This window comes from Mycobacterium tuberculosis H37Rv (genome assembly GCF_000195955.2).
Taxonomy (GTDB): Bacteria; Actinomycetota; Actinomycetes; order Mycobacteriales; family Mycobacteriaceae; genus Mycobacterium; species Mycobacterium tuberculosis.
Genome location: NC_000962.3, coordinates 867,438 through 889,413 on the forward strand (window position 1 = coordinate 867,438; position 21,976 = coordinate 889,413).

The following is a 21,976-nucleotide window of genomic DNA, read 5'->3' on the forward strand; positions in this document are numbered from 1 at the left end:
GCTTAACCTGTGAGCAGCGGCGCGAACCAGGTCAGCTCGGCGGGTAGCTGTGCGCTCCAGAACCCACCGTTGTGCCCGCCAGGGGAGAAGCCGCCCGCCGGCGGGTGGGGCAGCTGCGCCACGAACTGCTTGGTTGCGGCATAAAACGGATCGCTGTTGCCGCAATCGACCCGGATCGGGATGGACCCCAATGCGGGGAGTCCGAAAACCGAGTTCGCCGACCAGTCGTCGGGTCCGTCGAAGGAGCCGGGTGCGACGGAACCGGCGGATAGCCACAGTGCCGGGCTGACCGCGCAGATCGCTGCGGTGCGTGCCGGTCCAAGGCGGCTGCCGAGCAGCAAAGCGCCGTAGCCGCCCATCGACCAGCCCAGAAACGCTACCCGGGAGGTGTCCAGCCGCTGGGTGTCCAATAGCGGAATGAGCTCGTTGAGCACCATTGCCCCCGCGTCCTCGCCAGAAGCCCGCTGGTGCCAGTAGCTGCTGCCTCCGTCCACGGAGACCACCGCGAACGGTGGCAACCCGGCGTTGACGGCCTGGGCCAGGCCCTGCTCGACGCCGCCGTCCATCACGGCCGATGCGCTACCGCCCAAGCCGTGCAGTGCGATCACGGGCCGCAACGCCTGGGTCTGGCCGGGTGGGCGGGCGATGGCCCAGTTGGTCATCTTCCCGGCGCGCGCTGCCGACACGAACGAGCCGGTGGACATCGTCGGCGCCGCCTGAGCCGGGGGGGCCGGATCGAGTGCTGGTGTCGGCGCCAATGGAACGTTTGTGCCAATCGCCGCCGCCGGTGCGGCATGTGAAGTTCGGGGCTGCAACAGCATGTCGATCGCATATGCTGAGGTAGCGCCAAGGACCGTGCCGGCGCCGAGACCGAGCACGGCGCGGCGGCTCAACTCTGGCATGCGGGCCATCATGCCATGGACGTTTGGCCGAATTGGCAATGCAGTACCACTTTGACTGGCAGCATGGATGGGCGTGACAGCAGCGGTCACTCCAAAAGGAGAACGTCGGCGGTATGCGTTGGTCAGCGCCGCCGCGGAGCTGCTCGGCGAGGGCGGGTTCGAGGCGGTACGCCACCGGGCGGTGGCGCGGCGGGCCGGTTTGCCGTTGGCGTCTACCACCTACTACTTCTCGTCGCTCGACGATTTGATCGCTCGCGCGGTCGAACACATCGGAATGATCGAGGTGGCTCAGCTGCGAGCCCGGGTCAGTGCGCTGTCCCGGCGACGTCGGGGGCCCGAGACCACCGCCGTTGTGCTGGTTGACCTGCTGGTGGGGGAAATGTCCAGTCCGGGGCTTGCCGAGCAGCTGATCTCACGATACGAGCGCCATATCGCCTGTACCCGCCTGCCTGACCTGCGCGAAAGCATGCGCCGCAGCCTGCGTCAGCGCGCTGAGGCCGTGGCCGAGGCCATCGAGCGCTCCGGCCGCTCCGCACAGATCGAACTGGTGTGTACGTTGATCTGTGCGGTCGACGGATCGGTGGTCTCGGCGCTGGTCGAAGGGCGGGACCCGCGTGCCGCTGCGCTGGCGACGGTGGTCGACCTCATCGACGTGCTCGCGCCCGTCGACCAGCGTCCGGTGCCGTTCTGAAGTCGGTGGGCAGCGACGGCGTGACAATGTACCCGGTGGTGAAGTCCCCATAGATCGTGACATCGGCGGGCCGGCGTTGGGCGTACAACGCCACGTAGGCGCATACGACGGCGTCGATCGGATCCTCGGCGGCCCGCAGGTCGCTTTTTCGCTGCGCGACCGTCACCTGCCGGCGCAACGAGACCCAATCCGGCTGACCGGCTACCTGCATCCGAACCCCGGCCTGGGCGAGCCCCTCGACGCCGTCCATCAGTCGCAATAGCTCCGATTTGAGCAGGTCAACGCTGCGTCCCGGCTTGGCCTTGTACTTCAGCGCGCGGGGTAGCCGAAACAGCGCCACCGTAGCCGGGTGCGGATAGACCTCGATGGCCCGCCGCGTGGCGGACGAAAGAGGATCCATATCCAGCGCCAGTTGGCGGGCCAGCCGGGCGGCGCGTGGAACGTCGGCAAACTCGGGCTTTTCGGTGTTGGCCGGATACGCGCCGGCCTCGAATTGTCGGAAGTCTCGATTCAGTGCGGCCTCCGCCGGCCGCTGGCCGGTGCGGTTGGCCACCACCAGCGGCGCGTCGAAGGCGACCAGGCAATCGCCCACAACGTAGGGCCGCAGCGCCGCCAGCACGGAGGCATCGTCGCGAGCGGCACCGACCCCCACCAGACACCCGTCCGCGTCGACAGCCGCGACACCGGTCGGATTGCGGCCGGCCCAGGCGAGGTCCACGCCGACGAAGTACATCTGCCCAGGGTATGGCGGGGCCGCGGCGTATGTGCTGTGGTGTCACATCCGTCACTTGCGCCTCTGTCAGAGGGATGCGCGTTGTGCCCGTCTCATAGCGACATCGCCCGGGCGGCACCGGGACCGGGCGTTGCCGAGTTGTCGCGATGAGTCGGGCACATCGGGTGCTCCCTGGCGCCGGGACTCGTGTGACAACTGCGACTACTAGGCCCGCGACCGTAAGCTGTGTCTTTGTGAGGGCCAAGTGAGCATTCCCAACGTGCTGGCCACCCGATACGCCAGCGCCGAGATGGTCGCGATCTGGTCGCCGGAGGCCAAGGTGGTCTCGGAGCGGCGGTTATGGCTGGCCGTATTGCGGGCACAGGCAGAGCTGGGGGTAGCGGTTGCCGATTCGGTGCTCGCCGACTACGAACGTGTGGTCGACGATGTGGACTTGGCCTCGATCTCAGCCCGGGAGCGGGTGCTGCGCCACGATGTCAAGGCCCGCATCGAGGAATTCAACGCATTGGCCGGTCATGAGCACGTGCACAAGGGGATGACCAGCCGCGACCTGACCGAGAACGTGGAGCAACTGCAGATTCGGCGGTCGCTGGAAGTGATTTTCGCCCATGGGGTGGCGGCGGTGGCGCGGCTGGCCGAGCGGGCGGTGAGCTACCGTGACCTGATCATGGCCGGGCGCAGCCACAACGTGGCCGCTCAGGCCACCACCTTGGGCAAGCGGTTCGCCTCGGCGGCCCAAGAGATGATGATCGCGTTGAGGCGGTTGAGGGAGTTGATCGACCGCTACCCCCTGCGTGGCATCAAGGGCCCGATGGGCACCGGTCAGGACATGCTCGATCTGCTGGGCGGTGACCGTGCGGCGCTGGCCGATCTCGAGCGGCGCGTCGCCGACTTCTTGGGCTTTGCAACTGTTTTCAACAGCGTGGGGCAGGTGTATCCGCGTTCATTGGACCACGACGTGGTTTCGGCTCTGGTGCAGCTCGGCGCGGGGCCGTCATCACTGGCACACACGATTCGATTGATGGCCGGCCACGAGCTCGCCACCGAGGGTTTCGCGCCGGGTCAGGTCGGTTCGTCGGCGATGCCGCACAAGATGAACACCCGCAGCTGCGAACGGGTCAACGGGCTGCAGGTTGTGCTACGCGGCTATGCATCCATGGTGGCCGAGTTAGCCGGTGCACAGTGGAACGAGGGTGATGTGTTTTGCTCCGTGGTGCGCCGGGTTGCGTTGCCGGACAGCTTCTTTGCCGTCGACGGGCAGATCGAGACGTTTTTGACGGTGCTGGACGAGTTCGGCGCCTACCCGGCGGTGATCGGCCGCGAGTTGGATCGTTATCTGCCGTTCCTGGCCACCACTAAGGTGCTAATGGCGGCCGTGCGCGCGGGGATGGGTCGCGAGTCCGCGCACCGGTTGATCTCCGAGCACGCGGTGGCGACGGCGCTGGCCATGCGAGAACACGGCGCGGAGCCCGACCTGCTGGACCGGTTGGCCGCCGATCCGCGGCTGACGCTGGGACGAGACGCTTTGGAGGCCGCGCTGGCCGACAAGAAGGCATTTGCCGGTGCCGCGGGTGACCAGGTCGATGATGTGGTCGCGATGGTGGACGCGCTGGTGAGCCGTTACCCGGACGCGGCTAAATACACGCCGGGTGCAATTCTTTAGTGTCATGACTACCGCCGCCGGGCTTTCGGGCATCGATCTGACCGATCTGGACAACTTCGCCGACGGCTTCCCCCATCACCTCTTCGCCATCCACCGTCGTGAAGCGCCGGTGTATTGGCATCGGCCGACCGAGCACACCCCGGACGGGGAGGGCTTCTGGTCGGTGGCTACCTACGCCGAAACCCTTGAGGTGTTACGTGATCCGGTGACCTATTCGTCGGTCACCGGGGGCCAACGTCGGTTTGGGGGCACGGTGCTGCAGGATCTGCCGGTCGCCGGCCAGGTGCTCAACATGATGGATGATCCCCGGCACACCCGTATCCGGCGGTTGGTCAGCTCGGGCTTGACACCACGGATGATCCGGCGGGTCGAAGACGATCTGCGCCGCCGGGCGCGTGGATTGCTCGATGGCGTAGAACCCGGAGCGCCTTTCGACTTCGTGGTCGAGATCGCTGCCGAATTGCCCATGCAGATGATCTGCATTCTGCTGGGTGTGCCGGAGACGGATCGACATTGGTTGTTCGAGGCGGTTGAGCCGGGATTCGATTTCCGCGGCTCCCGCAGGGCGACGATGCCGAGGCTGAACGTCGAGGATGCCGGATCGCGGTTATACACCTACGCATTGGAGCTGATCGCCGGTAAACGCGCCGAACCTGCCGACGACATGCTGTCCGTCGTCGCCAACGCTACCATCGACGATCCGGACGCGCCGGCGCTGTCCGACGCCGAACTGTACCTGTTCTTCCATCTACTGTTCAGCGCCGGCGCGGAAACCACCCGTAACTCCATTGCCGGCGGGCTGCTGGCGCTGGCCGAGAACCCTGACCAACTGCAAACGCTGCGAAGCGATTTTGAGTTGTTGCCGACTGCGATCGAAGAGATCGTGAGGTGGACGTCGCCGTCACCATCGAAGCGGCGCACGGCGTCCCGTGCGGTCAGCCTGGGCGGCCAGCCGATCGAGGCGGGTCAGAAGGTTGTGGTGTGGGAGGGCTCGGCCAACCGTGATCCCAGCGTGTTCGACCGCGCGGACGAGTTCGATATCACCCGAAAACCCAATCCGCACCTGGGTTTCGGTCAGGGGGTGCACTATTGCCTGGGCGCCAATCTGGCTCGGCTGGAACTGCGGGTGCTGTTCGAGGAACTCTTGTCCCGCTTTGGCTCAGTGCGGGTGGTGGAACCCGCGGAATGGACACGTAGCAACCGGCATACCGGCATCCGGCACCTAGTCGTTGAATTGCGCGGAGGCTAGTCCCCGCGCAGCGGGATTCCGGCGGCCCGCAACTCGAGCGCGGCCAGCGCACGCATGGTGGCGGGATCCTCTCGTCGCCAGGCGCCGACCGGATCGGTGCTGACGGCGGCCAGTTTGCCCGGCGGCCGGTTCGCCAATGCGCGCAGCGCCAGCAGCTGGCGACCGGCTGGGGTCGCCGCCAGGGTGGTAACGGTCCACTTGCGCCGGCAGAACCGCAGCCGCAGGAACAGCCAGGGCATGGCCACGGCAAGAATCGGCGTCGCGGCGACCGCCAGCGCGAGCACTACCGCAAGCCAGCCGGCCGTGGTGTCCAGGTTGTGGCCGGCGCCGGCGATGTCAAGGGCGGCCTGGCTTGCGGCGGTGATGGGGTTGCTGAGCGCGTCGCCCACCACCGGGATACGCTGGGCGTCCTGGCCCGCGGCCGCCAGGTTGCCGGCAATCCCGTGCGAGCCGATTTCGATTTGGCGGCCGGCCTCGCCGATTATCGAGATGGCGTCGTGCACGGCGAGGCCGACGAGCATCCATAGCGTCGTCCACACCGCGACAGTGATATCGCTGATCAGTTGGGCCAGCAGTCGGCCGGGCGTGGTGGCATACGGCAAGAAGCGCGATCTCATACCAGAGATACCAGCACAGGGCGCCGTCGTGCGGCGGATAGGCTGGCGCGATGCGCCCCGCATTGTCCGACTACCAGCATGTGGCCAGCGGTAAGGTCCGCGAGATCTACCGTGTCGATGACGAGCACCTGCTGCTGGTTGCCAGCGACCGGATCTCGGCGTACGACTACGTCCTGGACAGCACCATCCCGGACAAGGGCCGCGTCCTGACCGCCATGAGCGCATTCTTCTTCGGGCTCGTCGATGCCCCTAACCATCTGGCCGGGCCGCCGGACGACCCGCGTATCCCCGACGAGGTGCTGGGCCGCGCGCTGGTGGTGCGTCGGCTGGAGATGCTGCCGGTGGAATGTGTGGCCCGTGGCTACCTGACCGGTTCGGGGTTACTGGATTACCAGGCAACCGGGAAGGTATGCGGTATCGCGCTGCCGCCGGGCCTGGTCGAGGCCAGTCGGTTCGCCACACCGCTGTTCACCCCGGCGACTAAAGCCGCGTTGGGGGACCACGACGAGAACATCTCGTTTGACCGGGTGGTGGAGATGGTAGGCGCGTTGCGTGCCAACCAGCTGCGTGATCGTACTCTGCAGACGTATGTGCAGGCCGCCGATCACGCTCTCACCCGCGGAATCATTATCGCCGACACCAAGTTTGAATTTGGCATCGACCGCCACGGCAACCTGCTGCTGGCCGACGAAATCTTCACACCGGACTCGTCGCGGTACTGGCCTGCCGACGACTACCGGGCCGGCGTGGTCCAGACCAGCTTCGACAAACAGTTTGTCCGCAGCTGGCTCACCGGCTCCGAGTCCGGCTGGGATAGAGGCAGCGATCGGCCGCCGCCTCCGCTCCCCGAGCATATCGTCGAGGCCACGCGTGCCCGTTATATTAATGCATACGAACGGATTTCCGAACTAAAATTCGACGACTGGATCGGCCCTGGCGCATGATGCACCGAACCGCACTACCCTCACCGCCCGTGGCCAAGCGGGTGCAGACCCGCCGGGAGCACCACGGCGACGTCTTTGTCGACCCATATGAATGGTTGCGCGACAAGGACAGCCCTGAAGTAATCGCCTACCTCGAAGCTGAAAACGACTACACCGAACGGACCACCGCGCACCTTGAGCCATTGCGGCAAAAGATCTTCCACGAAATCAAAGCGCGTACCAAGGAAACCGACTTATCGGTGCCGACGCGACGTGGCAACTGGTGGTACTACGCGCGGACCTTTGAGGGAAAGCAGTATGGCGTACACTGTCGTTGCCCGGTAACCGATCCCGACGACTGGAACCCACCAGAGTTCGACGAGCGCACCGAAATACCCGGTGAACAGCTTCTGCTCGACGAGAACGTGGAAGCTGACGGCCACGACTTCTTCGCACTGGGCGCGGCCAGCGTCAGCCTGGACGATAACCTCTTAGCGTATTCCGTTGATGTCGTAGGTGACGAACGATATACCTTGCGGTTCAAGGATTTACGCACCGGAGAACAGTACCCGGACGAGATCGCCGGGATCGGAGCGGGAGTCACCTGGGCAGCTGACAACCACTGTCTACTACACCACCGTGGACGCGGCCTGGCGTCCGGACACAGTGTGGCGATACCGACTAGGGTCCGGCGAATCGTCGGAGCGGGTTTACCACGAAGCCGATGATCGGTTCTGGCTCGCGGTGGGGCGTACTCGCAGCAACGCCTATCTGCTGATTGCGGCGGGGTCGTCCATCACTTCGGAGGTCCGTTACGCGCACGCGGCAGATCCGACAGCGCAGTTCAGCGTGGTGCTGCCGCGCCGCGACGGCGTCGAGTACTCGGTGGAGCATGCGGTCATAGCTGGCCAGGACCGGTTTCTGATCCTGCACAACGACGGCGCGGTGAACTTCACACTGGTAGAGGCCCCGGTCGAGGATCCTGCGCGGCAACGCACCCTCATCGCCCACCGCGACGACGTCCGACTCGACGCGGTGGATGCCTTGGCCGGCCATCTGGTAGTCAGCTATCGGCGCGAGGCGCTGCCGCGGGTTCAACTGTGGCCGATCGGGCCTGACGGAAACTATGGTGAGCCCGAAGAGATCTCGTTCGACTCCGAGCTGATGTCGGCCGGACTGGGGCCCAACCCCAACTGGGATTCGCCCAAACTGCGGGTCGGTGCCGGATCTTTCGTCACCCCGGTGCGGATCTACGACATCGACCTGGTCACTGGCGAGCGTACCTTGCTGAAAGAACAGCCCGTACTGGGCGGCTACCGCCGCGAAGACTATGTGGAGCGGCGTGACTGGGCGTACGGAGACGACGGCACCCGGATCCCGGTCTCGATAGTGCACCGAGCCGATATCGAATTCCCGGCACCTGCGTTGATCTATGGCTACGGCGCCTACGAGATCTGTGAGGATCCGCGGTTTTCCATCGCTCGGTTGTCGCTGCTGGATCGCGGGATGGTGTTCGTCGTCGCCCACGTTCGCGGCGGCGGTGAGATGGGCAGGCTGTGGTATGAAAACGGCAAGCTACTGGACAAGAAGAACACGTTCACCGACTTCATCGCGGTGGCAAGACATCTGGTGGACACGGGACTTACTTCCCAGCAGCAGCTGGTGGCATTGGGGGGTAGCGCGGGCGGTCTGCTGATGGGCGCGGTGGCCAACATGGCACCGGATCTCTTCGCCGGAATCCTTGCGCAGGTGCCGTTCGTGGACCCGCTGACCACCATCTTGGATCCATCGTTGCCGCTGACCGTCACCGAGTGGGACGAATGGGGAAATCCGTTGAACGACAGCGATGTCTATGCCTATGTGAAATCGTATTCGCCGTACGAGAACGTCACGGCCCAAAAGTACCCGGCCATCCTGGCAATGACGTCGCTGAACGACACCAGGGTCTATTACGTGGAGCCGGCCAAGTGGGTGGCCGCGTTGCGGCACGCCAAGACCGACGGCAATTCCGTGCTGTTGAAGACCCAGATGCACGCCGGTCATGGTGGGATCAGTGGCCGCTACGAGCGCTGGAAGGAGACCGCGTTTCAATACGGGTGGTTGCTAGCTACTGCCGACAGCGACCGTTACGGCGGCGGCCAGGGAAACGACCTCGATGGCGCTGCGCCAGCATAGCCGGTGGGATCGGCCATTCGGGATGCGTAGACATTGGCTCCGAACATGGCCAGCATCAGCGCCAGCGAGCATACCGCCGCTGCCATGCGGGTGTCGGGCAGCAACAGGCCCACGGCGACCAGGAGCCTCCAGCGCACCGGTGATGGTGACCAGCAGGCCGGGCGCAAGCAGCCCGGGTGAAACGATGGCGATGAGGTGGCCGCGCAGGGGCGGCGTGAAGTGAGCTCGGCTGCTCGACGGCTCCGATTCCGAACTGGTCGACGCCGAGACCGCCGCTGCCGCCGAGCTGGCGCGCGGGGTGGCGGCGCTGCGCGATCCCAACGCCCGGGCGAATCCGGCGGGTGCCGAGCTGGCGACCTGGTCGCTGGTGCACGGCTTTTCGACGCTGTGGCTCGACGATGCGGTCAACGCTGACGTGAAGCAGACGTCATGCGGATAGCAACGGTGCTCTTCGATGACTAGCCTGCTGTTTCGGCAGGAATGCCGCGGGGATCAGCGTCGAGACCACTAGCGCGGTCGCTATCACGAATACCACCGCGTAGGCGTGCGAAAGGTCATGCAGCAGTTGGGCCGCGAAGTTGGTTTGGCGCGGTAGCGAGGAAGGGTCAACCGCCGCCCCCCGCCCGGCGCCACTCTCTGGGGTCAGTGCGACTTTCTTTGCAGTAGCGATGATTTCGCTGTGATTGAACTGGTAGGTGAGCAGCACCGACATCAGTGCGGTCCCTATCGAACCGCCCACCTGCTGGTTGACGCTGATCAGCGTCGAACCGCGAGCGATCTGATGTGGGGCCAGGGTCTGCACTGCCGCCCCGGACAGTGGCATCATGGAGCAGCCCATGCCCATGCCCATGATTGCCAGCCCGGTCGGCAGAATGGGTAAGTAGTCCGCTTGCCGCGCGACACCAAAGGCGAAGGTGCCCAACCCCGCAGCGATCAGCATGATCCCAACCAGCACGATCTTGGCCGGTCCCCGTCGGTCCATCATCGCTCCGGCGATCGGCATCGCCAGCATGGCACCGAGGCCCTGTGGGATGATATGCACCCCCGATTGCATCGGTGATTGGTGCAACACTTGCTGGAGGTAGCTCGGGAGCAGCAAGAAGGAGCCAAACAGCCCGAGGGAGAGCACCGTCATCGTCATGTTGGCCTGCGCGACCGCTCGGTTCTGGAACAAGCGCATGTCTATGAGCGGATGTTCTGTGCGGTACCACGAATGTGCGACGAATGCCGCGATCAACGCCAGGCCGGTGATCGCCGGTATCAACACGTGCCGATCGGCCATCGTTCCACGGGCGGGGCTAGATGACACCCCGAACAGGAAGGTCGCCAGGCCCGGCGACAGCAACAAGAGGCCCATGTAGTCGAAGTTTTCCGACGCTGCCGGGCGATCTCTTGGGAACACGATCGCCGCCAAGACGAGCGCGGACAGCCCGACCGGCAGGTTGACCAAGAAAATCCAACGCCAGCCGTAGGCCCCGATGAGCCAACCACCCAGGATCGGCCCACCGACCGGGCCGAGCAGCATCGGAATGCCCACCACCGCCATCACGCGCCCCAGCCGCTTCGGGCCCGCCTCACGGGCCAAGATGGCAAAGGACACCGGCGTCAGCATGCCCCCACCGAAACCCTGGACAACACGAAATATGATGAGCAGCAAGATGTTTGGTGCTACTGCGCACAGCAGTGAGCCGAGGGTGAACGCCAATACCGAACCCATGAAAAGCCGCCTGGTGCCGAACCGGTCGGCCGCCCAACCGGCTGTCGGGATCACAGTGGCCAACGCGAGCATGTAGCCGGTCATGGTCCAGGCCACGACGGCCTGGGTGGACCCGAAATCGGCAACGAAGGTGCGTTGCGCGACGCTGACCACGGTGACGTCCACATGTGCCATCACCGAGGCCAGGACACACACTCCGGCGGTCCGAAGCAACCCCACATCGAGCCTATCGGGATAGCTGCGTTGGCCAGAGCGGGGCCGCCCCGCGGGGGTGATGGGCACCGGGGCATCGCCTTCCGCGGGACACGCTTCAACCATGGCGTTGCCGAGCATATCGATACCGGTCACGGGTACCGCGCGAGGATGTCGGGCGGTGCTTGGTTCCGGCGTCGGGTCATGGCCCTGGCGCCGAGCCGACGTGCGCTCGTTCTGCGCTGGTCAGGGTCCAGATATACGCCTGCTGTCCGCGTGTCCTTCACCGTCCGGAAACCTGGAATCGGCAGACTGCAAGCGTGTCTGGAAAACTGCTCGTGTCGGTCTCGGGGATAGGTGAGAGCACCCTGGCCGATGTCGACGCGTTCTGCGCGGAAATGGACGCCCGCTCGGTGCCGGTATCGTTGCTGGTGGCTCCGCGTATGCGCGATGACTACCGGCTCGACCGCGACCCACGCACCGTCGACTGGCTGACCGGTCGCCGGGCCGCCGGCGACGCTCTGGTACTGCATGGCTACGACGAAGCGGCCACCAAGAGGCGGCGCGGCGAATTCGCAATGCTGCGCGCACACGAGGCCAACCTGCGGCTGATGGCCGCCGACCGGGTGCTCGAACACCTTGGGCTGCGAACCCGACTGTTTGCGGCACCGGGCTGGCTGGTATCACCAGGTGTCCGTACAGCGTTGCCGGCCAATGGATTTCGGCTGCTTGCGGATCTCCATGGAATCACGGATCTGGTTCGGCTCACCACCGTGCGTGCCCGCGTGCTGGGCATCGGCGAGGGTTTCCTGGCGGAGCCCTGGTGGTGCCGGATGGTGGTGATGTCGGCCGAGCGGATCGCCCGGCGTGGGGGCGTCGTCCGGATTGCGGTGGCCGCCCGTCATTTGCGCAAGTCCGGTCCGCTGCAGGCGATGCTCGATGCCGTCGACCTGGCGATGCTGCAGGGGTGCACACCGATGGTGTACCGGTGGCGAGCCGATGCGGCGGTACTCGACGCGGCCTGACCGAGCGCCTGATCGGTGGCGTTAACCTGTACCGACATGAGCGATGCTGTAGCCGGTTCAGATGCCGAGGGGCTCACCGCTGATGCCATTGTCGTGGGAGCCGGATTAGCGGGCCTGGTAGCCGCTTGTGAGTTGGCCGACCGCGGCCTACGGGTGCTGATCCTCGACCAGGAGAATCGGGCCAACGTGGGCGGGCAGGCCTTCTGGTCGTTCGGCGGTTTGTTCTTGGTCAACAGTCCCGAGCAGCGCCGCTTGGGCATCCGTGATAGCCATGAGCTTGCTCTGCAGGATTGGCTGGGGACGGCGGCGTTCGACCGGCCCGAGGACTACTGGCCCGAACAATGGGCGCATGCTTACGTCGATTTCGCGGCGGGGGAGAAGCGCAGCTGGCTGCGGGCCCGCGGGCTGAAGATCTTTCCGCTGGTGGGCTGGGCCGAGCGTGGTGGTTACGACGCGCAGGGGCACGGCAACTCGGTGCCCCGTTTCCACATCACCTGGGGTACTGGGCCGGCTCTGGTCGACATATTCGTGCGTCAGCTGCGTGATCGCCCCACGGTGCGCTTTGCGCACCGCCACCAGGTCGACAAACTGATCGTCGAGGGTAACGCGGTGACAGGCGTTCGGGGTACCGTGCTGGAGCCCTCGGATGAGCCGCGCGGCGCGCCTTCGTCGCGAAAGTCTGTGGGGAAATTCGAGTTTCGCGCGTCAGCGGTGATCGTCGCCAGTGGTGGTATCGGTGGCAATCATGAGCTGGTGCGCAAAAACTGGCCGAGACGGATGGGCCGCATTCCCAAGCAACTGTTGAGCGGGGTGCCCGCGCACGTTGATGGCAGGATGATCGGCATCGCTCAAAAGGCCGGGGCTGCGGTGATCAATCCGGACCGGATGTGGCATTACACCGAAGGCATTACCAACTACGACCCGATCTGGCCGCGGCACGGTATCCGGATTATTCCGGGGCCGTCGTCGCTATGGCTGGATGCCGCGGGCAAGCGGTTGCCGGTACCGTTGTTTCCCGGGTTCGACACCCTCGGCACATTGGAGTACATCACCAAGTCTGGACATGACTACACCTGGTTCGTGTTGAATGCCAAGATAATCGAGAAGGAATTCGCGCTGTCCGGTCAGGAGCAGAACCCTGACTTGACCGGTCGGCGCCTGGGCCAGCTGTTGCGCTCTCGGGCTCACGCCGGCCCGCCCGGACCGGTGCAGGCATTCATCGATCGTGGTGTGGACTGCGTCCACGCGAACTCGTTGCGCGAGTTGGTGGCCGCGATGAACGAGTTGCCCGATGTGGTGCCGCTGGACTACGAGACGGTGGCAGCCGCGGTCACTGCGCGCGATCGTGAGGTGGTCAATAAGTACAGCAAGGATGGACAGATCACCGCGATTCGTGCCGCTCGCCGCTACCGAGGCGACCGATTTGGCCGGGTGGTGGCGCCACATCGGTTGACCGATCCGAAGGCCGGGCCGCTGATCGCGGTCAAGCTGCACATCCTGACTCGAAAGACGTTGGGTGGCATCGAAACTGACTTAGATGCTCGGGTGCTCAAGGCCGACGGTACGCCACTGGCCGGGTTGTATGCAGCCGGCGAGGTCGCCGGGTTCGGCGGGGGCGGTGTCCATGGCTACCGGGCCTTGGAGGGCACCTTCCTGGGTGGATGCATATTTTCCGGCCGCGCTGCCGGCCGCGGGGCCGCCGAGGATATCCGCTAGTTGTGGCCGCTTGACATAGGAGCTATTGCTCGCGCTAGAAGGTGACCGCGCTTTCCTCGGGCAACACCTGAAAGTCGGTGGTGGTCATCTCGGTGAGCCGGCCGTAGTAGATACCCCTGGCGTCCGGAGCGACGATGGCTTGGTGGATGGGTACCGCTCGTGCCGGAGCTACGGCCCGCAGGTAGTCGACCGCCTCGGAGATCTTCATCCATGGGGCCGCGGCGGGAGTGGCCAGTACGTCCACCTGCTCGCCGGGAACGAACAACGCGTCACCGGGATGCATCAGTCTTGCCCGATGTTTACTGTCGCCCACCAGATACGAAATGTTCTCTATCACAGGGATTTCCGGGTGGATCACCGCGTGGCAACCGCCGACCGCACGGACGGTCAGCTCCGCTAACGGCAGCTCGTCGCCAACGTGCACCGCCCGCCATGGCTCGCCCAGCTGCGCCGCCGTCTGCGGATCGGCGTACAGCTCGGCAGCCGGGTTGTCCTCGAGCAGGGTCGGCAGCCGCGTGACGTCTATGTGATCGGGGTGCTGGTGGGTGATCAAGATCGCGGACAAACCGGTGATTCCCTCGAAGCCGTGCGAGAAAGTACCGGGATCGAAGAGCAGGCGGGTTTGACCGAACTCAGCGAGGAGGCAGGAATGGCCGAAATGCGTGAGTTGCATGTTTACGATTGTGCCCTTATGGGGGCGTTTCCGATGCGGTTGATCCTGGCGACGATGCTGGTCGCCGGTCGCTTGTTGGCGACGCTCATGGCCGCGCCTAGCGCCCAGGCTGAGCCGGAAACCTGCCCGCCGATATGCGACCAGATTCCTGCTACCGCGTGGATCAGCACCCACGCCGTGCCGTTGAACTCGCAATACCGTTGGCCGGCAATGGCCGGCGCGGCAGTGGCGGTGACCAGGGCGACACCACGTTTCGGGTTCGAGCAGGTGTGCGCCACGCCGGCGTTCCCGCACGACAGCCGCGATTGGGCGGTCGCGGGCCGGGTCACGGTGGTCCACCCCGACGGCCAGTGGCAGTTGCAGGCTCAGGTGCTGCACTGGCGCGGGGACACCGCCCGCGGTGGCCAGATCGCGGCGTCGGTGTTTGGCACCGCCGTCGCCGCGTTACGCGCCTGCCAGCTGGGCGCACCGCTGCAGTCGCCGTCGGTCACCGACGACGAACCGACCCGGATGGCCGCGGTGATCAGCGGGCCGGTCATCATGTACACCTACCTGGTCGCGCACGTATCAAGCAGCACGATCAGCGAACTCACCTTGTGGTCGTCCGGGCCGCCACAAGTTCCGTGGCCTACGGTTGCGGACTCCGCGGTTCTGGACGCCCTGACCGCGCCGTTATGCGAAGCCTACATCGGCTCGTGCCCGTGACCAGGCGGGGCACCTGCCGCCGGTAGAGTTGGCGCGGGAATCATTGCCCGGCTCCTGGCGGCCGCTGTCGCCGGGCGCGGCGGGCAGATCTGAGGAGGAGCGCCGGTGGCCAGGGTGGTCGTGCATGTGATGCCCAAGGCGGAGATTCTTGACCCGCAGGGCCAGGCGATTGTCGGTGCGCTGGGGCGGCTTGGGCATCTCGGAATATCAGATGTGCGTCAGGGCAAGAGGTTTGAGCTGGAGGTCGACGATACGGTTGATGACACCACGCTTGCCGAGATCGCAGAATCACTGTTGGCCAACACCGTGATCGAGGACTGGACGATCAGCCGGGACCCGCAGTGACGGCGCGCATCGGTGTCGTCACGTTTCCCGGCACGCTCGACGACGTCGACGCCGCGCGCGCGGCGCGGCAGGTGGGCGCCGAGGTGGTCAGCCTGTGGCATGCCGACGCCGACCTTAAGGGTGTCGACGCCGTAGTGGTGCCCGGCGGATTTTCCTACGGTGACTACCTCCGGGCCGGAGCGATCGCCAGATTCGCTCCGGTGATGGACGAAGTGGTAGCTGCCGCGGACCGCGGCATGCCGGTGTTGGGGATTTGCAACGGCTTTCAGGTGCTGTGTGAGGCCGGGCTACTACCTGGTGCCCTGACCCGCAACGTGGGATTGCACTTCATCTGCCGGGATGTGTGGCTGCGGGTAGCGTCGACGTCGACGGCGTGGACATCGCGTTTCGAGCCTGACGCCGACCTGTTGGTTCCGCTGAAGTCCGGCGAGGGCCGTTACGTGGCGCCGGAGAAGGTGCTTGACGAACTAGAAGGCGAAGGCCGGGTGGTGTTCCGCTACCATGACAACGTCAACGGCTCGCTGCGCGACATCGCCGGCATCTGCTCAGCCAACGGCCGTGTCGTCGGCCTGATGCCGCACCCCGAACATGCGATTGAAGCGTTGACCGGGCCGTCCGACGACGGACTGGGTCTGTTCTATTCAGCGCTGGATGCCGTTCTGACGGGCTGAGGTCACCCGCTCACGCTCACCCGGCGTCTCGCAGCAACGGCGGCGTCGCGGTTGGAGGTAATCCGGCTGCCGTCAGCTGACCGAAGAGCTCCGTCGCGGCCGAGACGGCGTTGTCGACGAAGGTGGCGAAATCGTCGAACCGGATGCGGTCCCTGATCAAGGACCGCTCTGCGGCCACGCCGATGCGGTGCGGATCAGAGGACCCGTGCACGATCGCGGTGACCTCGTGGTTCTGCAGGTTCCACGCGTTGACGATCTCCGCCAACCGGGTGTGGTCGGTGGCGGGGAAGAAGTATGCGGGACTGACCCTGATCGTGAACACGTCGCGGTAGGCGGGAGAGATTTCTAGGTGGACGTGCAGCCGCAGGTGGGCGTTGGCGACGAAGAAGAACTCGGCGTCGTGGTGGCCACGGAAGTATCGCCGGCCGCGGGCGCGCAGGTAGCGCTCGATCAGGTTGGTGCTCAGCGGCTCGCCTATCGACTCAGTCATGAACTCATGATGCGGCCGGCGCCTTGGTGAATCCTTTGAGCTGGGAACCCGGTTGCGAAGAACAAGATGAGAATTCCCTGAGCGACGCGGGGCAGCCCGGCCACTGTGAATGGCACGACGCGACACGCGGCGGAGGCGTCGTGAGATTCACAGTCGGTGGGTTGCGTCGGCCAATTCAACCGGGGGGCCGGTCCACAGTTCCTCGTCAGCGGCTACCAAGGCGTGTACTTCGGTGGACTGCAACGCCTTCAGGACCGACTGAGCGATTCGTTCGTACCATTGCGCGACCGCGCTGGGATAGTCGGCGTAGCTGCCGTTTTCCCGCAGGATGGTTCCTTCCACCGTCGGGATCGGGGTAGCTCCGTCGAATTCTTGCCGGTAGGGCTTGCCGAGGCGGGCGGCGGTGGGTGCGTCGATGGTGGCGTCCAGCTTGACCCATCGCCGACCAAGATATGCCTCACCCAGCGAGTGCCACGGGAAGGGCCGGCCAGTTCGGCCTCCCCATAGGGCACGTACCTGCGGGGACAGAAACTCCTTATCGGGGGCGTCGATCGTCTGGAACGCGATACGGGCCGGGACACCGGCGGCTCGGCACAGGGCGACGAAGGAACTTGCCTTGCCCATGCAGAAGGCGACCCCGTGGCCGATCACGTCGCTGGCGCGGTGATGTCCCTGCGCGAGGTAGCGAAAGGACGCGAGGACGTCGTATGGCACGTCGCGCACGTAGTAGTAGATCCGCCTGACCCGCTCGGTATCCGACACCGCGTCCCGGATGAGGGTTGCTGCCGTCGTACGAACGAGCGGATGGCCCGCGTCGAGGTACTCCGTGGGCGTCAGAAAGTGGTCCATGCCGGTTCCATTGTTGGCTAGCGTCATGGAATCGTGACCTCAGTTTTGACCCGCGGAATGATGTCACTGCCGATGATGTGCAGATAATCGGACTTCACGACGTGTGGAATCGTGAAGAGAAAATGGCCGACACCGCGGTCCTGGTATTCACGAATGCGCTCGACACACCTGTCGGGTGTCCCGACGATGAGCCCCGGCTCGGGGATGGACGCGAATTCTTCGCGGATCCGGACTTCTTCCTCGCCGGACTGGGTGGGTGCCAGCAGCAGCGTGACCGACAGTCGCAGCGTGTCGGGGTCACGCCCGGCCGCCTCCGACGCCTGGGTGAGAAATCCGCGGCGTTGGGTGACTTGCTGCGGCGACCACCAGCGCACGTTCAGGCCCTGGGCATGCTTAGCGGCGATGCGCTGGACCCGGTCGCCTTCCCCGCCGATCCACAACGGAGGATGTGGCCGTTGCACCGGCGGCGGATCGCAGGTGGCGCCGTCCAAGGTGTAAAACCGGCCGGCGTAGGTGGGGTTTGGCTCGGTCCACACGGCCTTGATGACCTGCAGCGACTCGGCAAGCGCGGAGACTCGGTCGCCAACCGGCGGGAACGGGATGCCGTAGGCTTGCGACTCGCGCCGAAACCAGCCGGCGCCCAATCCCAGATCGAGACGTCCCTGGGAAATGACGTCCAGCGTCGCAGCCATCTTGGCCAGCACGGAAGGATGACGGTAGGAATTGCACAGCACGCTGGTGCCCAACCGCAGCTTCGTGGTGTCGCGGGACAATGCCGCAAGTGCGGTCCAGCACTCGAGCAGGGGCAGCGACCTCGAAGGGGCGCACTGGCCCGCCCCGCCGGTTTCGGTGCCGGTCGCGGAGCCGGTGTCGGCGGCGATGCCGGCGACCTTCGCATACTCGCCGGGGCTTATCGTCAGGAAGTGGTCGCATAACCACACTGAATCGAATCCGTATTCTTCCGCCGTCTGCGAGACGACAACCATTTCGCGGTAACTGCCGACCGCCAGGCCATTAACCGTCGCAGCCAACATGAGTCCGAAGTGCGGGTCGTCTTTGGCGTTCATGCGAAATCTCGTTTCTCGATAATTCCGGCACCTGATCCGGGCAACGTTCGGGGTAACGTGACGGAGAACTGGTACCGCTCGGGGCGATGGTGGAACACGACCACTTCAAGGGGCTTGCCGTCATTGGTGTAGCTGGTGCGGTCGACGACCAGTACCGGCGAACCCACCGCCAGACCCAACGCGTCGGCTACGTCGGGGGAGGCCCCGGCGGCATGGATTTCGTGGGTAGCCTGTGCAATGCGTACACCCAGTCGCCGCTCCCACATCGCATATGTGGTTTCGGTGTCCGCGCTGCCCGATAGCAACGGCTCGACGGCTGGGCCCACGCCGGGCGGAAGATAGGCCGTGACCAGGGCCAAGGGTTGATCGCCAGTGCGGATGCGCCGGCGAATACAGAGGACCTCAACCAAACCCAGCGTCTCGGAAATCCGTTGCGGCGCCGGTCCGGTCTGGTGTGACAGCACGTCGACCTGCGGGGTAACACCACAGCTCAACAACACCTCTGTGATGGTGCGCACGCCGCAACTGAGCTCCTGTTCCACCGGATCGGCGACGAAGGTACCCAAGCCTTGCCGGCGCACTAGCCATCCCTGACGTTGCAGCATGCCGACCGCCGCGCGCACGGTCACGCGGCTCAAACCGGAACGGTCGATCAATTCTCGTTCGCTGGGCAAGCGCCCGCCGCGCGGCAGCCGCTGCTGGATGATCTGGGCCTTTAGCGCCTCGGCAAGCTGGGTACTCGCCGGCACGCTGCCACGCGATATCCGCAGATCGGCAGCGTCCAGGTCCAGCTTGACAGATGTCATAAGACGTATTAAAACGTCTTATACTCACCACGTCAAGCGTGCGTGCGCGGTAGCAGCGGAAGAAGGTCAGCCATGACGTCACCCGTCGCGGTCATCGCCCGGTTCATGCCACGGCCTGACGCTAGGTCGGCCCTGCGCGCTCTCTTGGACGCAATGATTACCCCGACACGGGCCGAGGACGGATGCCGTAGCTACGACCTCTACGAGAGCGCCGACGGCGGCGAGCTGGTGCTTTTCGAACGGTACCGCAGCCGCATCGCGCTCGACGAGCACCGCGGTTCGCCGCACTATCTGAACTACCGGGCACAGGTCGGTGAATTGCTGACCCGGCCCGTCGCGGTGACTGTGCTCGCGCCGCTCGACGAGGCTTCTGCTTAGAGCGGGTAGCACCCAGGCAGCTTGATCCACGCCCGGCACCGGCCGAGCGCTCGGGAACCGCCGCAGACCACCGCAGTCCCCCCGTGGGTTCAGCGGCGCGGCGGCGGGTTGGCTATACCAGCAGGTAAAACGAATCTCGGTAGGATTCAAGAAGTCTCAGCCACAGTTCGCTGATGGTCGGGAAGCACGGAACGGCGTGCCACAACCGATCGATTGGCACCTGGCCGGCGACGGCGACGGTGGCCGAATGCAACAGCTCGGCGGCGCCCGGGCCAACCATGGTCACGCCCAGCAGATGGCCCCGATCGACGTCGACCACCATGCGCGCCCTGCCGGTGTATCCGTCGGCAAAGAGCTTGGCTCCCATAACGACATCGCCGATTTCGACATCGATCGCTTTGATCCGGTGACCAGCCTGTGCGGCCTGATCAGCTGTCAGGCCGACCGCTGCGGCTTCGGGGTCGGTAAAGAATGCCTGCGGCACCGCGTGATGGTCGGCGGTGGTCGCGTGCATGCCCCACGACGTGGTGTCTAGCGGTCGTCCGGCGGCACGGGCGCCGATCGCGGTGCCGGCGATCCGCGCCTGGTATTTGCCTTGGTGGGTCAGCAACGCGCGATGGTTGACGTCGCCGGCGGCATAGAGCCAGCCGTCGTCAACAGCCCGCACTCGGCAGGTGTCATCGACGTCCAGCCAGCTGCCCGGCGTCAGTCCTATTGTCTCCAAGCCGATGTCGTCGGTTCGCGGTGCTCGGCCGGTGGCGAAGAGTACCTCGTCGACCCGCAGCTCGGTACCGTCGTCCAGCTCGAGGACCACTGGGCCAGTTGGGTTGGGGCGGCCCAGCGCGCGTACCGATACTCCCACGCGCACGTCAACGCCGGCGTCGGCCAGTCCGCGACCGATGAGTTCCCCCACAAACGGTTCCATTCGGGGCAGCAGGCCAGATCCCCGAGCCAGCAGGGTCACCGAGGCGCCCAGTCCCTGCCAGGCGGTCGCCATCTCCACACCGACGCCGCCGGCGCCGACGATCGCAAGCCGGTCGGGGACCGTACTGTTGTCGGTGGCTTGGCGATTGGTCCATGGCCGGGCTTCGGTGATGCCAGGAAGGTCGGGGAGTGCTGGCCGGCTTCCGGTGCAGATGACAACGGCATGCCGGGCGGTCAGCGCCACGCTTTCGCCGCTCGACTTGGTGACGACGACGCGGCGCGGACCGTCCAATCGCCCGTCACCGCGTATCAGCGTCGCGCCGATTCCACTCACCCAGTCGGCCTGGCCGGTGTCGTCCCAGTGGGCCACATAGCGGTTGCGGCGGCCAAAGACGCCGGCTGTGTTGATCGAGCCGTCGACTGCTTCGCGCGCGCCGTCGACCCGTCGGGCGTCAGAGATCGCGATGACCGGACGCAGCAAGGCTTTGCTGGGCACACAGGCCCAATAGGAGCATTCACCCCCGACGAGTTCGCGCTCCACCACCGCGACACGCAGGCCCCCCGCGCGGGCACGATCGGCGACGTTCTGTCCAACGGGTCCCGCGCCGAGCACGACGACGTCATACGTTTCACCCTCACGGCAGCCGGGTGTTGCCATTGGCGCCTGGTCCTGTTGGGCCGCGGTCATAATCAAAGATCCTTTCGTCGGACTCTGCCAGCGACGCTACGCGCGCCTAGCGCCGGTGAGCCGTGCCGGCCTATCGCCCACCAGACGCAAAAGCTCTCGACACGCCGTGCGAAAAGGGACCTTTATGTCTCAGTGTCGGTGTTGTGTGTGCCGCGAGGTGGGTGTGTCGGTGTGACAGACGCCGTGTCGCGGTGGTTTGTTCCGGATCACCTGGTGTCTGGCTCACTTTGCGTCTGCCGTCCTCTTGGGGTTGGCGTTGAGCAGTATTGCCGGCACTAGGTGAGAAGGACCGGCCGGCGTGACTTGATAGGAGCGTGGCTTTCGCCCCGACTGAGATGTGTCCGCCGACCGGCCCAACCTCAACACCCCCTCAAGTGAAGGAGGTGAACCGCCCCGGCATGTCCGGAGACTCCAGTTCTTGGAAAGGATGGGGTCATGTCAGGTGGTTCATCGAGGAGGTACCCGCCGGAGCTGCGTGAGCGGGCGGTGCGGATGGTCGCAGAGATCCGCGGTCAGCACGATTCGGAGTGGGCAGCGATCAGTGAGGTCGCCCGTCTACTTGGTGTTGGCTGCGCGGAGACGGTGCGTAAGTGGGTGCGCCAGGCGCAGGTCGATGCCGGCGCACGGCCCGGGACCACGACCGAAGAATCCGCTGAGCTGAAGCGCTTGCGGCGGGACAACGCCGAATTGCGAAGGGCGAACGCGATTTTAAAGACCGCGTCGGCTTTCTTCGCGGCCGAGCTCGACCGGCCAGCACGCTAATTACCCGGTTCATCG

The 21,976-nt window shown here is 65.4% G+C and carries 20 protein-coding genes and 4 other annotated features (2 of these 24 only partly in view); of the genes, 10 read left to right on the top strand and 10 right to left on the bottom strand.

Annotated features, from left to right (window positions below):
• Positions 1 to 2 precede the first annotated feature (2 nt).
• Positions 3 to 914 (bottom strand): hypothetical protein, encoded by a 912-nt coding sequence (locus tag Rv0774c; protein ID NP_215288.2) that lies wholly within the window; start codon positions 912 to 914, stop codon positions 3 to 5.
• A gap of 55 nt (positions 915 to 969) precedes the next feature.
• Between Rv0774c and Rv0775 the strand changes: the two genes are divergently transcribed.
• Complete coding sequence (locus Rv0775; protein ID NP_215289.1) at positions 970 to 1,593, top strand: hypothetical protein; 624 nt, start codon at positions 970 to 972, stop codon at positions 1,591 to 1,593.
• Here Rv0775 and Rv0776c read toward each other — a convergent pair.
• Positions 1,547 to 2,326: a hypothetical protein gene (locus tag Rv0776c; RefSeq protein ID NP_215290.1), complete on the bottom strand. Its 780-nt coding sequence runs from the start codon at positions 2,324 to 2,326 to the stop codon at positions 1,547 to 1,549. The genes Rv0775 and Rv0776c overlap by 47 nt on opposite strands.
• A 244-nt stretch (positions 2,327 to 2,570) precedes the next feature.
• Here Rv0776c and purB point away from each other — a divergent pair, with 244 nt between their 5' ends.
• A complete protein-coding gene (gene purB / locus Rv0777) occupies positions 2,571 to 3,989 on the top strand; it encodes an adenylosuccinate lyase PurB (protein NP_215291.1) in 1,419 nt (472 codons plus the stop codon).
• Positions 3,990 to 3,993: 4 nt separating this feature from the next.
• Complete coding sequence (gene cyp126 / locus Rv0778) at positions 3,994 to 5,238, top strand: cytochrome P450 Cyp126 (RefSeq protein NP_215292.1); 1,245 nt, start codon at positions 3,994 to 3,996, stop codon at positions 5,236 to 5,238.
• Here the strand turns inward: cyp126 and Rv0779c are convergent.
• On the bottom strand, positions 5,235 to 5,855 hold the full coding sequence (locus Rv0779c) for a transmembrane protein (protein ID NP_215293.1): 621 nt from the start codon (positions 5,853 to 5,855) through the stop codon (positions 5,235 to 5,237). The two genes, cyp126 and Rv0779c, sit on opposite strands and share 4 nt — an antisense overlap.
• Positions 5,856 to 5,905: 50 nt before the next feature.
• Here Rv0779c and purC point away from each other — a divergent pair, with 50 nt between their 5' ends.
• Positions 5,906 to 6,799, top strand: a complete 894-nt coding sequence (gene purC, locus Rv0780; protein ID NP_215294.1) for a phosphoribosylaminoimidazole-succinocarboxamide synthase — start codon at positions 5,906 to 5,908, stop codon at positions 6,797 to 6,799.
• A gap of 2,581 nt (positions 6,800 to 9,380) precedes the next feature.
• Here purC and emrB read toward each other — a convergent pair.
• Entirely contained in the window at positions 9,381 to 11,003 is a 1,623-nt protein-coding gene (gene emrB / locus Rv0783c) for a multidrug resistance protein EmrB (RefSeq protein NP_215297.1), read from the bottom strand.
• Between the two features lie 197 nt (positions 11,004 to 11,200).
• On the opposite strand from emrB, the gene Rv0784 reads away from it, so the two are divergent.
• Together Rv0784 and Rv0785 are read left to right on the top strand one after the other, a co-directional pair.
• Positions 11,201 to 11,887 carry a hypothetical protein gene (locus tag Rv0784; protein NP_215298.1) on the top strand — a complete coding sequence of 229 codons (687 nt, stop codon included), beginning with the start codon at positions 11,201 to 11,203 and terminating at the stop codon, positions 11,885 to 11,887.
• A 15-nt stretch (positions 11,888 to 11,902) separates the two neighbouring features.
• Complete coding sequence (locus Rv0785) at positions 11,903 to 13,603, top strand: KsdD-like steroid dehydrogenase (protein ID NP_215299.1); 1,701 nt, start codon at positions 11,903 to 11,905, stop codon at positions 13,601 to 13,603.
• 34 nt (positions 13,604 to 13,637) lie between these two features.
• On the opposite strand, the gene Rv0786c is transcribed toward Rv0785, so the two are convergent.
• The gene (locus tag Rv0786c; RefSeq protein NP_215300.2) at positions 13,638 to 14,276 is read right to left on the bottom strand and encodes a hypothetical protein; all 639 of its coding nucleotides are present in this window, start codon (positions 14,274 to 14,276) and stop codon (positions 13,638 to 13,640) included.
• Between Rv0786c and Rv0787 the strand changes: the two genes are divergently transcribed.
• From Rv0787 to purQ, 3 genes are all read left to right on the top strand, one after another.
• Complete coding sequence (locus tag Rv0787) at positions 14,022 to 14,981, top strand: hypothetical protein (RefSeq protein ID NP_215301.1); 960 nt, start codon at positions 14,022 to 14,024, stop codon at positions 14,979 to 14,981. The genes Rv0786c and Rv0787 overlap by 255 nt on opposite strands.
• A 105-nt stretch (positions 14,982 to 15,086) precedes the next feature.
• A complete protein-coding gene (locus Rv0787A) occupies positions 15,087 to 15,326 on the top strand; it encodes a hypothetical protein (RefSeq protein YP_177755.1) in 240 nt (79 codons plus the stop codon).
• On the top strand, positions 15,323 to 15,997 hold the full coding sequence (gene purQ, locus Rv0788; RefSeq protein NP_215303.1) for a phosphoribosylformylglycinamidine synthase: 675 nt from the start codon (positions 15,323 to 15,325) through the stop codon (positions 15,995 to 15,997). The genes Rv0787A and purQ overlap by 4 nt, the downstream gene beginning before the upstream one ends.
• A 16-nt stretch (positions 15,998 to 16,013) precedes the next feature.
• Here the strand turns inward: purQ and Rv0789c are convergent, their stop codons facing one another.
• From Rv0789c to Rv0792c, 4 genes are read right to left on the bottom strand one after another with little or no spacing between them, the layout of a single operon-like run.
• On the bottom strand, positions 16,014 to 16,613 hold the full coding sequence (locus Rv0789c) for a hypothetical protein (protein NP_215304.1): 600 nt from the start codon (positions 16,611 to 16,613) through the stop codon (positions 16,014 to 16,016).
• Positions 16,614 to 16,634: 21 nt separating this feature from the next.
• Positions 16,635 to 17,363, bottom strand: coding sequence for a hypothetical protein (locus Rv0790c; RefSeq protein ID NP_215305.1), 729 nt, complete (start codon positions 17,361 to 17,363; stop codon positions 16,635 to 16,637).
• A complete protein-coding gene (locus tag Rv0791c) occupies positions 17,360 to 18,403 on the bottom strand; it encodes a hypothetical protein (RefSeq protein ID NP_215306.1) in 1,044 nt (347 codons plus the stop codon). Before Rv0791c ends, Rv0790c begins: the two co-directional genes overlap by 4 nt.
• Positions 18,400 to 19,209 (bottom strand): transcriptional regulator, encoded by an 810-nt coding sequence (locus tag Rv0792c; protein NP_215307.1) that lies wholly within the window; start codon positions 19,207 to 19,209, stop codon positions 18,400 to 18,402. The genes Rv0791c and Rv0792c overlap by 4 nt, the downstream gene beginning before the upstream one ends.
• A gap of 72 nt (positions 19,210 to 19,281) precedes the next feature.
• On the opposite strand from Rv0792c, the gene Rv0793 reads away from it, so the two are divergent.
• Entirely contained in the window at positions 19,282 to 19,587 is a 306-nt protein-coding gene (locus Rv0793) for a monooxygenase (protein NP_215308.1), read from the top strand.
• Positions 19,588 to 19,699: 112 nt separating this feature from the next.
• Here Rv0793 and Rv0794c read toward each other — a convergent pair whose 3' ends face one another.
• Positions 19,700 to 21,199: an oxidoreductase gene (locus Rv0794c; RefSeq protein ID YP_177756.1), complete on the bottom strand. Its 1,500-nt coding sequence runs from the start codon at positions 21,197 to 21,199 to the stop codon at positions 19,700 to 19,702.
• A 380-nt stretch (positions 21,200 to 21,579) separates the two neighbouring features.
• Positions 21,580 to 21,583, top strand: a repeat region (4 bp direct repeat: GAGG, at the right end of IS6110).
• Positions 21,584 to 21,611, top strand: a repeat region (28 bp inverted repeat at the left end of IS6110,TGAACCGCCCCGGCATGTCCGGAGACTC).
• Positions 21,584 to 21,976: a mobile genetic element (IS6110-1, len: 1355 nt. Insertion sequence IS6110.), on the top strand; it runs 962 nt beyond the window's last position. Its footprint overlaps the feature before it by 28 nt.
• Positions 21,635 to 21,976, top strand: a sequence feature (similar to insertion sequence element IS986/IS6110 transposase; Putative transposase for IS6110. Identical to many other M. tuberculosis IS6110 transposase subunits. The transposase described here may be made by a frame shifting mechanism during translation, the sequence UUUUAAAG maybe responsible for such a frameshifting event (see McAdam et al., 1990).); it runs 920 nt beyond the window's last position. (Overlaps the previous feature by 1,262 nt.)